This is a genomic window from Methanococcoides sp. NM1 (assembly GCF_900774285.1).
Taxonomy (GTDB): domain Archaea; phylum Halobacteriota; class Methanosarcinia; order Methanosarcinales; family Methanosarcinaceae; genus Methanococcoides; species Methanococcoides vulcani.
Genome location: NZ_CAAGTW010000008.1, coordinates 76,330 through 90,129, shown reverse-complemented (window position 1 = coordinate 90,129; position 13,800 = coordinate 76,330). Strand labels below are relative to the sequence as shown.

The window sequence follows — 13,800 nt, the reverse complement described above, 5'->3', positions numbered from 1 at the left end:
AATTGAAGAACGTAACTGAAGAACTATTGAGGACGTATTTTGACGGTAATATGCAGGTGTTCCGGCATCATATGTATGAATACCAGAAAGGACTCAGAGACCTGATCCTGCACACGACCACCAGTGACTTCCAGGATGAGATGGTCAGGATACTCGAAAAGAACAATATAGCCTATCTTATTCATTCGCCTGCAGATACAAAAGTAAATGTATTCTTCGGGGACGAGAGATGTATCAATGTCCTTAAAAGCATAGGCAAAAAGAATCGATCGGAGTGCACAGATGAGGAAGATTTTATTCTCGGCATCATGCTTGGTTACGATCGATTGAAGCAGTGTGAACGTTTCCTAGAAAGGAACGATAAGAATGGAATGGTCGAAGTACTTATAGGGTAACTCAAATCAGGGGGATACTTCGATCTGTATTATTTTTTGCCTCTTCAATGTTTTTATATGATATGTGTAAATCTGTGCAGATCTGTATCTGATAAAGATATGGTCCCAATCCGTGTCGCACGAGGAAAGTTTCGAACTTAGGGGATCTTTAATTTTTCCAGAAACGGATTGACACGGATTTTTTGTTATGAGTGTAGCTAAAAACCATTCCTCTTCGAGTTTTTTGTGGATAAATGATTCTACTGCCAGTAACCTCATGATCTGTCACTCACAACCCCTCCAGGTCAATCCTCATATTTATCTGGCAGTGAAGTAAAAGACAAACTTGCAGTGTCCGGGGGCGGAACGTTTCAGCTTAAACACGTAGCGAACCGATGAATAACAAATGCTATAGGTTCATGAAGCTTGTGAAAAACAGAAGGGCGATAAAATGATAGGAACACAAAGATACCCACACAGATCGGGGATTTATTTGTTTCCTGTTGAGCAGAACCTCTCAAAACGGTCAAGCCACTGAGAAGAGTCAGGGGCGGTCTCCACAAATTTAACAAAGTTCTTGATCTGTTTTGTCGTAATATCATTTAGTTCATGTTCCATTGTGCATGCATCCTTATCGGCGATCTCTCTGGGTACACTTATGATCTCCAGAAAAGCTTTCAAAGCATCGTAGCGGTCCTTTATAATCAGTGCGACCTCCCTGCCCCTTTCAGTCAGTGTCACACCTTCATATCTCCTGTAAATTACATAACCCAACCTGTCAAGTTTCTGTACCATTTCAGTAACACTTGGAGACCTGATATCCAATGAATCGGCTACATCCTTTACTCTTGCGTATCCTTTATCATCTGTGATATTAAGAATAGCTTCCAGATAATCTTCAGCTTTCCGTGACAGCATGGCCGATACCCTGGATCCCTCTTTGCACGTGGTATTTCGTTATGTTATGACAAGCCCCAAATCCCTTCTCTGCAAGGATGTATGTAACCCCGCGCGAATAGATCGAATAACTGTCCAATGGTGAGCAAATCATTGGGCAGCAAGAGCTGTTTTGGGAATCACAACCCGATTTGTTGATATAACCTCTGTGTTCCATTAACTCCAGTATAAATTCCAGTTCATTACGTGTTATTCCCAGTTTGCCGATTATCTCGTCAAAGGTCGTGTTCCCCTGTGATACAAGGTCCAGTATCCTCCTTGAGATGGTTTTGTATCCGATTATCATGAACTACTCCCCCCTTTTGTTCATTATTTTCTAAATGGCATTATTCACAACATACCTTTCTTCCTTTCTCGGTAAGACGATATGTTTTTCCGATGCCAAGATTCGATCCGGAACAGGCGTGCCCCATGCCACAACCTGCGCAACTTGTTGTGGCAGGAGGCGAGCTCATGCATGTGCTCTCGATGTCGCCTTCATGTTCCATGGACTCAAGAAGGTCCTTCAACTCTTTTGTGCCCAGGTTAAGCCTTCGGGAAAGTTCCCCGAAGGTTATGTTGTCCTGAGACAGAGTCGTTGCGACCTCCTTTAGCATGTATCGATAGCCGATTCTCATTTCATCATCTCAAGCCTTTGTCATCTCTGTGGTGAACCTGTCCTTCCAGAAGAAGTACCCGATAAGGGACAGAAGCCCGAGGTAGATGCCAGGCCTCATGCTGTCAATAATGCGCCATCCTTCGTAGTCCTCGCTCTTTACCACGTAGAACATAAGGATATCTGACCCCATGACCAGGAGATAGACTGCCATGAACACCAGTGACATCAGGATGCCGACATAGACGTAGGATACGCCCATGTGCACCCCTGCACTCAGCTCTTTGCCCGCGTACAGGAACACAGCCCCGATCACGACAAAGCAGAAGCCTCCGAAGAAATCCCCTGGGATCAGCAACGATCCGGCCAGACCTGTCTCGATCCCGAATCCTTCCAGCATCTTCAGAATACCGAATACTACATAGAGTATTCCTGCCACCATTGCAAAGATCATTTTATTTGTATTTGCCATTAATATCACCTCTATTCAAGTTTATACTCCCCATCCTATGGCTGTACCTATGCGGTAGATGAGGAATGCAGCTATCCATGCCAGTGTTGTTCCATAGGCCATCATAAAGAGCGTCCATTTCCAGCTACCGGTTTCCTTCTTTACCACACCAACACATGCAATGCATGGCACGTACAGGAGTGTGAATACCATCAGCCCAAGGGCTGTCAGCGGGCTCATAGCTCCTGCTGTTAAGATTTCAGCAAGGGCGTCTTCGTCCTCCCCTGTTCCGTACAGCACTCCCATGGAACCTATCACGATCTCCTTGGCAATGAATCCAAAGACCAGGGCTACTGCTACTTTCCAGTCAAACCCGAGAGGTGAGACAAGGGGCTCCATTACGTGCCCTAGCACACCTATCATGGAATCTTCTGTACCGAGGATCTCCTCGGACGCGAACGCTGCATCCACTCCCGGAGCCGGGATGGCTGACAGCAACCACACAAAGACAACACCAACCAGGATGATAGTACCTGCCTTTTTCAGGTATATGGAACCTTTTTCCCACATGTGTATCGCACTTGCCTTGGCTGTGGGAAGCCGGTATGGGGGCAGTTCCATGATAAAGGGAGACGGTTTGCCTTTTACCACTGTGCCACGTATCAATTTTGCAGAGAGTATGGCAACGATGATACCTAATATGTATATACCAAAGATCACTGAGCCTGCCTGTCTTCCAAAGAACGCTCCTGCCAGCATGAGATATACCGGCAATCGTGCACCGCAGGAAATGAATGGGTTCACAAGAATTGTCACCAGTCTGTCCTTTTCATCCTCGATGGTCCGGGTGGCCATGATCGCAGGCACATTACAGCCGAACCCCATCAACAGTGGAATGAACGATCGTCCATTCAGACCGATCTTGTACATGAGCTTATCCATGACGAACGCGGCTCGTGCCATATATCCAGAATCTTCCAGCAACGAGATCATGAGGAACAGTAACAGGATATTGGGGAGGAATATCATAACAGCGCCCACACCGCCGACGATACCATCGCCCAGCAGGGACCCAAGCACGGGATTTGTGATGCTATCTGCAACCACCCCGGCCAGCCAGCCAAAGAACATATCAACGAATTCCATGAGCGGGGTTGCGACCGTGAACGTCACCTCGAACGCCGCCCACATCATGGCTAAGAATATAGGGATTCCAAGATACTTGTTGGTGACCGCCCTGTCGATCATATCCGAGAATGTCACCTCTTTGACACATCTGGCGCAGACCTGAGGAAGCACCGTATTGATGGCCTCGTATCGTTTCTCTGCCATGGCTGCTTCATAATCTTCCTTTTTGATCGCGCTGAGCACACTGTTGACCTGGGTAGCCACTGAACTTCCCTCGATCTTTTCCAGGATGTTCTCATCGCCGTCCAGCAGCTTCACGCTCAACCATCGCACCGGATACTTGCCTGACAGTGCGCTGTCTTTACCAACAATTCCATCCAGCTCGATGATCTTTTTCTCGATATCATCACCGTAGCTTACCTCGTGTTCGTGGTGTTCACCCTTGTCGGCTTCCCTGACGACCTCTTCCAAGAGAGCGTCGATCCCTTCTGACCTGTTACCAACTGTCTTTACAACAGGGATCTCCAGGAAATCTTCCATCTTTCTTGTGTCTATTTTATCTCCCCTGGACTCTGCAAGGTCCCACATATTGAGGGCTATGACCACCCTGGAACCAAGTTCCATCAACTGTGTGGTGAGATACAGGTTCCTCTCAAGATTCGTGGCATCCACGATCTGTACCACCACATCCGGTTTCTCTTCCACCACATAGTCCCGTGCCACTACCTCGTCAATGGAGTATGCCGTGAGACTGTACGTCCCCGGAAGGTCCACGACCTCTATCTCCGTATCCTTGTACGTTCTCTTTCCGGTCTTTTTCTCCACCGTCACCCCCGGCCAGTTCCCCACATGCTGTCTTGCACCTGTGATCGCATTGAACAAGGTGGTCTTTCCAACATTGGGATTACCTGCCAGGGCGATGGTTATTTTTTTCTTTTCCATACGGATCCTATCCTTTATTTCTATAATTTGTAAGTTTACGTTTCTGACACCATTATCTTTGTAGCCATACCTTTGCCCAGGGCGTATTTGATACCGTTCACAACGACAACCAGGGCACCCCGCTCAGACCTGTGGACCATGACAAGACTGCCCTCGCAAAACCCCATCTCGACCAGACGTCGTTTCAGGCCCTGACCCGCGTTGATAGAAACAACTTTTCCCTCTTTTCCTTCAGGCATCATGGTCAGAGGTAGAACATGGGGCATGGCAGTTCACGCTCCCAGGGGCTGGACCACGATAAGTTCAGCTTCTGCTTTTCTCAGGGACAGGTTGTAGCCTTTGACAAGGAACTCCAGAGGGTCTCCCATAGGGGCTTTCCTTATCATCTCGATCTCGGCTCCCGGCACCATTCCCATGTCAAGGATCCTTCTTCTGGCAGAGCCCCTGCCAGTTATCTGTATTACTTTTGCTTTGCTGCCCGGTTCGAGCAGGTTAAGCGTAGTTTCGGACATTTAGATCAAACTCCATTTTTTGTTAATACAATATAATGTTTGTATACCAAAAAGGAATGGATATATATAAAAGTTTTGTCGAACCTAAACATCTGGCAGAGATATGTGCAGATCTGTCACAGATCTGTATTTTTGTATTCCAGCAGCAGACTAACGCCATATTTATATACGACCGCCACCAAGTCCCAAATATATTTTGGCAAACCAAAACAGGTTGATCAAGTATGGCAACAGAAAGAACTGAAGATTATTTGAAAATGCTGGATTCAATTATAAAGAAGAAAGGGTACGCGAGGGTGAAGGACATTTCTGAGATCATGGGACTGAACCCCTCCAGTGTCACAGGGATGTTCAAGAAACTGAACAGGGAAGGTTACATCAATTACGAAAAATACGGTGCCGTCACCCTGACCCCAAAAGGAGAGGAGATCGCCAGGGCAACCGAGGAAAAATACGAGGTCCTGCAGGAATTCCTCCAGATACTGGGAGTTGATGCTAAAACAGCCGATGAGGATGCATGCAGGATAGAGCACGGTCTCACCCACGAGACCCTGGACGTGTTCACGAAGTTCGTTGAGTTCATCAATAAGAAAGAGGAATTGCCGCTGTGGTTAGAGCATTTCAGGTATTTCTATAATACCGGGGAATACGTTGAATGCACCCCTGCAACACAGGATAGCTGTCCCGTGCATGGGATAAAGAAGAACAGCGAATGAACGGGATGGCGTTGCCATCTCGCCCATCAATGTTCAAACGTTTTTTAGTTCATACCTTGTTTGCGTTCTGTAATATCAAATGATGCTCTGGTAATGGGTGATCACGCCATCCTCGGCTGGATAAAGGTATTTTTTTCAACCCGCCGTACATCCCTGATCCTGTCAGTATCCTGTACTCTTTGACAAATTCCCTGCCCCCTTCCATACCGGTCTCTTCGAGCTCGGTCTCAACATCCGGCAGGTCATCGGGATGCACAAGGTCCCGTACAGGACGCGCCCAGAGGTAAAGTCCTCGACTGTATAGCCAAGCTGTGTGATGTTCTCTGACACGAACTCAGTGGGCCATTTTTCTTCCGCCTTCCAGCAGAACGCGGTGGCAGGACTGTTGTTGATAATGGTCTCCAGTGCGGTCTGCCTCGCAAGTAGTGCTTTCTGTGTTTCCAGTGCCTTGCTCCGTGCGATCTACTGTCCTTTTGTTCGGTAATGTCAAGGAGAATGCCATGGAAATGTTCAGCTATCCCATCCTTTATCCCAAAGGACTCAGGAGAAACACCCGCGAGACTCATGATGGTACGGGCAACTCGTATATCCCATTCAGAACCATGCACAGCGTCGGAATCTATCAGGTATTTATGTTGCTGGCAGATGGCGCAGGCTTGCTGGCGGGTGGCCCCGATTACATCCCAAGTTTGACACTCAAAATTGGGTTCAATGTTTTTTCAGCCATATTGAAGTTCCTCACAAATTTTGCCCATCCTAATAGTATGTGTGATGTACAACATGGTGAGAACAAATTAATGTTTTTGAGATCCTAATAATGTACGAGACTTCAAAGAAATATAAGCATTCGAAATATGATTATAGAACCTAAAAGAGAATGAGAAAAAGGAAATTAGACGTCATTGGAAACAAGAAACATTATATTTATATAAAAATATATGAAATGGCAATTTATGACAAGTGAGATCATATTGAAAATAAACCAACATCCATGCAAGATCGTTCTTGCAATAACAGGCGGAGGCAGCGAAGCTATCGGAGAACTTTTAAGGCACGGAAGCGGGTCGTCAACACTTCTTGAAGCAATAGTCCCATACAGTTCAGTCTCACTTGACCGGTTCATAGGAAAGACCCCGGAAAAGTACGCCTCGCAGGGAACTGCAAGGTCAATGGCAATGGCAGCCTATCGACGTGCCCTGGAGCTATTGCAGGAAAACGACAGTATCGACAGGACCGATGTGATGGGAGTTTCCATGACCTGCAAACTTGCAAAGGGAGTGGACGAAAGGGAAGGGCGCGAACATGAGATCTATGTTGCCATACAATCGTACTACAAAACATCAGTGAGCAGCCTCCGGCTTCTGCAGGGACGCTCCCGGGAGGAAGAGGAACGTATCGCCTCATGCATGCTCATTGAGACACTTGCGAGGGAGTGCGGTCTGGAAGAGGGTCATTCACTCATTGATGACGTTTTAGGTCAAAGAGAGACTGTCGAATCTGAAGAAGCGACCGTAGGGGAAGATGTTGCCAGGATACTTGCCCAGCCTGACAGGATAATGAAAGACCTGGAACATACCTCCGATCTTGTGGAAATTGATATAGGGAACAGGAAGATCAAAGACAGGCCGGAGATCATTTTTTCAGGTTCGTTCAACCCATGCCACAGGAACCATATCGCAATGGCAGAGCAGGCTTTCAGGAGATACGGGAAACCTGTCCATTTTGAGATCTCACTGACAAACGTGGATAAACCGCCCATCGATTTTATCTCTCTAAGGCAGCGGCTTGAGTCCCTTAAGATGTATAGCGACCGTGAGTTCATGGGTAATGTGTATCTCACCGCTGCACCGCTGTTCCTGCAGAAGGCAAACCTTTTCGAAAGCGCTACGTTCATTGTGGGAGCAGATACCGCCAACCGTCTTTTCGAGGTCAGATACTACCGCAGCGAGGAAGATATGAAGGCCCTTTTTGAGCATTTCAGGGAAAAGAACATCCGTTTCCTGGTGTTCAGGAGAAAGGGTGTGGAGCCAGAGATCGAAACGGAGGTCTGTAACCTTTGTGAGGTCGTACCCCTGGAAGATTATCGGGACAACGGCATTTCATCCACTGCGATCAGGAAAGAGAAGAACATTGAATGAACTCCGATCCTGCTTCTGTTTGTAATTTTTAACTTCTAAAATAATAGGGTTGCTGCTATTAAATATTTATATAAACCATTAACCGGAAGACTTGCCAGATTGACCTGTCCCCTTAAGATAAAATGAGGACAGATGGCAGGTGGAGCCATGAAAAACGAAGCTGTGCATCACTCACGAACTGCACAGGACAGAAAAACGAAGCGAACCGCATACAAGTGTTGGAAACCACTGAAAAAAGTGAACTTACTTGCCCGTAATGCCGATGCGTACATTCCTTTCTCGGTCATCGGTATCTTTGTCATACTCGGAGCTGTGCTCACGTCAGCATACTTCCTGCAGACGGATTACGACATCGCACAGACCATCTATACCACCGAGAAGACGGATCCTGAAAAGGTAGCCATCGGGTTTGCTTCTGCGGACCTTTCAAGATGTCTCAATTATGCAGGGATGGAAGCCCTGAAATGGAAAGGTGAGCACCCGATCATCCAGCCTGTGAGCTCGTCCGGAGGTACGACCTCGGAGGATGATTTTATGGTCAATGCCCGCACCCATGACCTTGAGGCCGGGGATACATTATATGTCAGGGTTGACCTGCCATCGGATGTGTGGTACAGCATATCCTCGCTCTGGAAAGACCAGAACATCATACTGAGGATAAAGGACAGAGTAGCTTCCGTGGACTACGGTGAAGCTGTCAGCATCTGGAAGACCGTGTCCTTTGAGGAGAATTTCCTGTTGCCACTGGAGATCGATCCCGGATACGGGACCATTGAGCTTGACTGCGGAGGTAATGTGAAGGCCACCGACTGGTTCACTGTTGCCATGAACCCTGTGAAGGACATCTCTGCAAAGCATTTCAACGAACTGATCACAGGGAACTACCAGTACGATCAATATGTCTATGACAAGTATGCCATCAACGTGGAGCCGGACATCCAGCCGCACCAGATAGTGATCGAGGAGATCAACGGGACACTTGAGAGGCAGATAAACGATGATAACAGGACCTATTCCATCTATCACACATTATCCATCAGGGACCTGAACTATACACTTGTTGACCTTGAGACCGGCGACTCCTTCGACCGCAGCATGGACATCTCCACGCTTGTGACCTCAAGGGAACCACTGCTTGAAGAGCTTACTACGGAATATGAGCGCTCACTGAACAGTGCCGAGACATCGAACATCGTCCTTGGTGCCATGAACATACGCTCGTTCACCTACGGACCGTGGCAGCACTATGCCAACGGGCCACTGAACATCATCACCAATCCCGCACTGGCATCTGCTGTCAATGCCGGGACAGCCTATTCCCAGAAGCGCATATTTGATTCGGTAGACCCCTGGGCACTGATGTACACTACATATTACAATGGCAAGGTGTTCTACGAGGATGTGCATGGGACAGCCGACCAGTACGACATTAACGGCTCTGCCAACCTGACATCCACCTACGACAAGCTGGCAAAGAACGGTTCGTTCAGCGTGGACATCGAGGAAGGTATCAGTGAGTCGATGACAGAGACCGGCACAAGCTTCGAGCAGGTGGAGGAACAGTCGACGATCCGGGTGGCAGCATCGGATTACATCCCGAGCCTGGTGGACGGCTGGGTGTTCAATGACCACGTCTGGACCGAGGAAAATGATCTTGTGCACGATGTTGCCCGGGAGGTATATTCTGCCGGTGTGCAGGCACAGGTCAGGAGGGACGGTTTCAATGACACATTCCCGATGTTCACTGAGACCAACGGGAAGGTGGATTCATCCTCCTATGACTCGCACACGGTGTCCTGGAAAGCCTCGTATGATATCGAGGGAGAGCATACCGGAGCTATTGAGCCATCATATCCCTGGAATGGAACATGGACCCGATCATATGACCGGACACTATCTCCGAAGATCGATCCGCCCCGGGGAAGGCTCACAAGCTGGAAACTGACAGGTGCCACCGTGTCTCTTGATTCTGTGGAAACTGAGGTTACAATAACACCGGTTTTCCGCCACAAAGAGAACGATAATGTCACCGGCATGGTGCGCACTGACGGATACCTGGAACGTGAAGACCATGTTTTCGACTGGAATGTGACATACAATATCGACTACCGCGTCAGTTCGAGATGGAAGATATACTACACCTACTCCTACAATTACAAGTGGAAAGTGATCACAGGCTACCATACCAATGCATTCGGTGCCAAGATACCGGAATACAGCCATTATTCATCAACCGGCACAGGGTCAAAGACAGAATTCATCACAACCACGGACACACGCTCGACCTCGCACCTTGAGACAGAAACTGAGAAACTGAGCATCATATACCACAAACGCCCGCCCACAGGAACCTACGAAGGTATTGACACCTACACCGACCCGGTAACCCGGGAGTACCGCATGACCACCATAGAGGTTGACGGGATCGAACGCCAGGACCCTGCCTGCAGTGATGCTGCTGATAAGTATGCTGAGCAGTACATCGATATCCATGGGATAGAGACACGATACCGGCTGTTCCCCAACGACTACTACATCCCGGAACAGAAGGTGGAGTGCGATATCCCCGACTGGCTCCACAAAATGATGGCAGATGAACTGCTGGAAATGGTCGGCTCCATCGAAGCAGCGGACCCGGCCGTGAACGTGTCCCTGATGGGCGATCCCGGTGCAGATCCGACACTTCTCAGGTACGAGGCTGCAAAGGAGCTGACAGCCGACCTCAGGGATGATACTGAGAACTATGTGAACAGGCAACAGTACCTGACAGGTGGCGAGATGTACACCAGCAGCGATGCAGCGCGCTATATTGCAAAAAATGAGGCTTACCTGAAGCTGATGGATGAGATAATCTCACAGAACCGGAAGCTGAACAGCGATCTTAATGATTACCTGCTGGAGAAGCTCACTGAAGCGAATGTTGACATCCCCGGCCTTGACACCGGAGCACTGGACAGCGTGACATCCGGCTCACTCTCACTTTTCAACAATCCCGCCGTGAGCATGGCCGGCACCGCACTCGGGACCGAGATGGGGATCATCGATACCATGACCATCACAGGCATGCCGGAGAGCAAGTACAACTGGACCGAAGGAATGACGCTGGTGGTGGACCAGTACCCGGATTACCTGTACCATGATCCTGAGTTCGACCTGAACGGAGAATACGAGCTCAAGGACCCGAAGGGAATGACCATCTACCCCCTGGGCGTGAAGAACACCTGCGTATTCTCCACCGGCATTGCAGATGACATTGCCGGCCTCCTGGACGAGACCAGCAGCCCTGTAAAGGAAGCAACTGCACAGATGGTCAGCAGCAGCATCGAGGACCTCAGTACAGAGGTAAAGTTACTCGAGCAGAACCTGAGCGAGCAGTCCATACCCCTTGACACCACAGCGCTGGACCAACGGGTCAACGGCCTGACAAGCACCTACAGCAGCCGGATGAGAGATGACATCCCGGAAATGATTGCAGAGGAAGTGAAAGCTGACCCTGTGGTATCTCTCTGGATCACAGAGACCGAAGTGACCACCATCACCCGGAACCATCTCAACAGCCTGTCAAACAGGGAGATCATCAACCAGTCTGCCGACGGAAGCCTTCCCAACGGGATCTCTGAAAAACTGAGAGCAACGGTCATAAAGGACAATCCCACCCTCACCGGTGATGAGATGGATGCGGTCCTGAACCGCCTGGACACCGATGTCCGCGTGGGGATCGCTGAAGGCATCAGCGTTGTGATAATAGATAACAGCGCAATGATCGACGCATCCTTTGAAGCCGTCAGCAACGAGCTCCAGAAACTTACAGACGATGCCACTGCACAGTTGAGCGAGGACGTCGCGGACAAGGTCAACAAACGTCTGGAAAAGACCATGAAGCACGTCCCCATGGGATTGCCTGTACTTCCCCCGCACTGGATGTTCACTGTCAATGTCTGGACCTACGATGTGATCGGCAAGTATGAGTATTTCAGGGTGACCGATAACGACAATGAGGTTATTTTGAACACTTATATCGGGCATGAGGGGCAAGTGTATGTGAGAAAGGAAGAAAGTGTGTATCACCCTTTCAAAAGAAACTCATATGACCAATTTATTCAATTGGGTCGAAATACTCCTATTATATTCAACTTTAAAGGATATGCTGCTACCATCGTTGGCCCTAGCCCAAAAGGGGTTGGTGACAAAATTAATGGCAGAACTGAGACTTCAACGGGATACTCTGAATTAATAAATGAATGGGAGAGTGAATTATGATAAAAACCATCTTATTAGCCGCACTAATAATGTTTTCTTTTTCAACCAGTGCATTGGCATACAATCCTTATGGAGAACTTTACACTTATGAAGTGTATTACAATGGAGAAGAATTAGAGTTAGATGCTGCAAAACCAGTTTTAAAAATTGGGGAAACTTTCACACTCAGATTTGAACTCACAGTTTATCAAAAAAGTTTTGTTAACGTTGTGTTGACTGAACTTGGTGAAGACAACTTTGTAATAATTGAAGGATCCACAAAAAGAATGGGAGAGTATACAGGTCTAACAACACTTGAAGCAAATTCAACTCAAATTTATGAGTGGAAAATTGCACCTACTGAAAAGTGGGCAGATGGGACAATTCCTATAGACCTACATTATGAAATATTAGATCCAAGTAGCCCAGAACCTCTAGTTAGCTCTGGCTTCACAGCAGTCCTCCCCTACATCTCCACTGAATACTACGACGCCCCAGAAACCACACCAGCAGAACCCCCGGAAACCGACACCAACCAGACCCCCGCATTCACTCTCCCGGCTGCCCTGCTGGCAATAGCACTTGTTGCCCTGCGCAAAAAGTGCTAACCATTCTTTTTTGGGACGGGACCAGACATTCCAATAATTTTGATGCCGTAGAATGCTATATATAATTGTAGAGTGAAATAAGGATGCGGAGTCGAACTATGGATTGTCTGTTCTGTAACATAATAAAGGGAGAGATCCCTTCCTACAAGGTCTACGAAGATGAAGTAGCCTATGCTTTCCTTGACATAAACCCCTGTGCCAGAGGACACACAGTGGTTGTCCCGAAAACACACTACGAAAACTTCACCGACATGCCTTCCGAGGAAGCCGGCGCACTTTTCGCCACCGTCAGGATGCTGGCAAAAATGGTAGAAGATGCCGTATCCGCAGACGGCTTGAACATCGGCCTGAACAACAAGCCCGCCGCCGGCCAGGTTGTTTCGCATGTCCATGTCCATATCATCCCCAGATTCGAAGGAGATGGCGGCGGATCCATGCATTCCATCGTGTCTGTAAACGGCGCAGCGGATGATCTGGAGGAGATGGCGGAGCTTTTGGTGATGGAGTGAGGAGTTATCCTCATTTTTGACTTTTCTTTGGGATCATTCGATCAAATCTTTTTTTGTTATCTTAATTAATAATATGTGCCATCTAAATCGATAGTATTAAATGCTTCCACTTTTTAACTTATGTTCAGGGTACCCTGCAGATCTTACTCCAGCATCCTTCCATACACGTAAGAAGATTCCAGGAAAACTGCTTGGGACCATATTAACAGACAACTGAACGGAGATGAAGAAATGAGAGATGAGTCTGAACAACCGATGGAAACATGTAAGCAAAACAGTGACAGGAATCTGTGCTTGTTCATACGTACCACAAAGAACTATCATAAGATCGCAAAGGAGCAGGACTACTACACAGGACCGAAATAAGCGAACTGAACCAGTAGTAGTGGGAATCAAGGGCATCATTGAGTTTTCAACGGGCAGCTTGTCCCACATGTCCACATCATCCAGTATCTTAAGAGAATAGCAGCGGAGCATTCGGTAATACAGTAAAGAGTTATCTTCTTTTTTGCTTTCTTAATTTTATGTAAAGGATGGGTGATTGATGAAGTTAATGCATTCGTCCATCCTCCGTAAAATTTTCAGGAATTAATGGGTTTGGTAACCTGCCTCAAAAAATAGAAAGGGAAGA

At 47.8% G+C, this 13,800-nt stretch carries 17 protein-coding genes; 9 read left to right on the top strand and 8 right to left on the bottom strand.

Annotated elements, in window-relative coordinates:
* Positions 1 to 2 precede the first annotated feature (2 nt).
* Positions 3 to 395 (top strand): DUF2023 family protein, encoded by a 393-nt coding sequence (locus tag E7X56_RS09160; RefSeq protein WP_210409266.1) that lies wholly within the window; start codon positions 3 to 5, stop codon positions 393 to 395.
* A gap of 468 nt (positions 396 to 863) precedes the next feature.
* On the opposite strand, the gene E7X56_RS09155 is transcribed toward E7X56_RS09160, so the two are convergent.
* Genes E7X56_RS09155 through E7X56_RS09125 form a run of 7 tightly spaced genes read right to left on the bottom strand, consistent with a single transcriptional unit; the run spans position 864 to position 4,959 of the window.
* On the bottom strand, positions 864 to 1,292 hold the full coding sequence (locus E7X56_RS09155; protein ID WP_135606464.1) for a metal-dependent transcriptional regulator: 429 nt from the start codon (positions 1,290 to 1,292) through the stop codon (positions 864 to 866).
* Positions 1,273 to 1,617: a hypothetical protein gene (locus tag E7X56_RS09150; RefSeq protein ID WP_135606463.1), complete on the bottom strand. Its 345-nt coding sequence runs from the start codon at positions 1,615 to 1,617 to the stop codon at positions 1,273 to 1,275. Before E7X56_RS09150 ends, E7X56_RS09155 begins: the two co-directional genes overlap by 20 nt.
* A gap of 40 nt (positions 1,618 to 1,657) precedes the next feature.
* On the bottom strand, positions 1,658 to 1,948 hold the full coding sequence (locus E7X56_RS09145) for a FeoC-like transcriptional regulator (protein ID WP_091687977.1): 291 nt from the start codon (positions 1,946 to 1,948) through the stop codon (positions 1,658 to 1,660).
* A gap of 9 nt (positions 1,949 to 1,957) precedes the next feature.
* On the bottom strand, positions 1,958 to 2,398 hold the full coding sequence (locus E7X56_RS09140; protein WP_135606462.1) for a hypothetical protein: 441 nt from the start codon (positions 2,396 to 2,398) through the stop codon (positions 1,958 to 1,960).
* 21 nt (positions 2,399 to 2,419) lie between these two features.
* A complete protein-coding gene (gene feoB, locus E7X56_RS09135) occupies positions 2,420 to 4,447 on the bottom strand; it encodes a ferrous iron transport protein B (protein WP_135606461.1) in 2,028 nt (675 codons plus the stop codon).
* Between the two features lie 35 nt (positions 4,448 to 4,482).
* Positions 4,483 to 4,713: a FeoA family protein gene (locus E7X56_RS09130; RefSeq protein WP_135606460.1), complete on the bottom strand. Its 231-nt coding sequence runs from the start codon at positions 4,711 to 4,713 to the stop codon at positions 4,483 to 4,485.
* Positions 4,714 to 4,719: 6 nt separating this feature from the next.
* Positions 4,720 to 4,959 carry a ferrous iron transport protein A gene (locus E7X56_RS09125; RefSeq protein ID WP_135606459.1) on the bottom strand — a complete coding sequence of 80 codons (240 nt, stop codon included), beginning with the start codon at positions 4,957 to 4,959 and terminating at the stop codon, positions 4,720 to 4,722.
* 224 nt (positions 4,960 to 5,183) lie between these two features.
* On the opposite strand from E7X56_RS09125, the gene E7X56_RS09120 reads away from it, so the two are divergent.
* Positions 5,184 to 5,675, top strand: a complete 492-nt coding sequence (locus E7X56_RS09120; RefSeq protein WP_135606458.1) for a metal-dependent transcriptional regulator — start codon at positions 5,184 to 5,186, stop codon at positions 5,673 to 5,675.
* A gap of 49 nt (positions 5,676 to 5,724) precedes the next feature.
* On the opposite strand, the gene E7X56_RS09115 is transcribed toward E7X56_RS09120, so the two are convergent.
* Entirely contained in the window at positions 5,725 to 5,931 is a 207-nt protein-coding gene (locus E7X56_RS09115; protein WP_135606457.1) for a hypothetical protein, read from the bottom strand.
* 60 nt (positions 5,932 to 5,991) lie between these two features.
* On the opposite strand from E7X56_RS09115, the gene E7X56_RS11810 reads away from it, so the two are divergent.
* The 7 genes from E7X56_RS11810 to E7X56_RS12220 all read left to right on the top strand — a co-directional run bounded on the left by E7X56_RS11810 (position 5,992) and on the right by E7X56_RS12220 (position 13,535).
* Entirely contained in the window at positions 5,992 to 6,159 is a 168-nt protein-coding gene (locus E7X56_RS11810; RefSeq protein ID WP_167879502.1) for a hypothetical protein, read from the top strand.
* Positions 6,160 to 6,175: 16 nt separating this feature from the next.
* Complete coding sequence (locus tag E7X56_RS09110; protein WP_167879501.1) at positions 6,176 to 6,490, top strand: hypothetical protein; 315 nt, start codon at positions 6,176 to 6,178, stop codon at positions 6,488 to 6,490.
* A gap of 138 nt (positions 6,491 to 6,628) precedes the next feature.
* Entirely contained in the window at positions 6,629 to 7,813 is a 1,185-nt protein-coding gene (locus tag E7X56_RS09105; protein ID WP_135606455.1) for a hypothetical protein, read from the top strand.
* A gap of 147 nt (positions 7,814 to 7,960) precedes the next feature.
* Positions 7,961 to 12,073, top strand: coding sequence for a hypothetical protein (locus E7X56_RS09100; RefSeq protein WP_244603478.1), 4,113 nt, complete (start codon positions 7,961 to 7,963; stop codon positions 12,071 to 12,073).
* On the top strand, positions 12,070 to 12,660 hold the full coding sequence (locus tag E7X56_RS09095) for a sarcinarray family MAST domain-containing protein (RefSeq protein WP_135606454.1): 591 nt from the start codon (positions 12,070 to 12,072) through the stop codon (positions 12,658 to 12,660). Before E7X56_RS09100 ends, E7X56_RS09095 begins: the two co-directional genes overlap by 4 nt.
* Positions 12,661 to 12,758: 98 nt before the next feature.
* Positions 12,759 to 13,169 (top strand): HIT family protein, encoded by a 411-nt coding sequence (locus E7X56_RS09090; protein ID WP_135606453.1) that lies wholly within the window; start codon positions 12,759 to 12,761, stop codon positions 13,167 to 13,169.
* A gap of 231 nt (positions 13,170 to 13,400) precedes the next feature.
* Complete coding sequence (locus tag E7X56_RS12220; RefSeq protein WP_256360058.1) at positions 13,401 to 13,535, top strand: hypothetical protein; 135 nt, start codon at positions 13,401 to 13,403, stop codon at positions 13,533 to 13,535.
* Positions 13,536 to 13,800 lie beyond the last annotated feature (265 nt).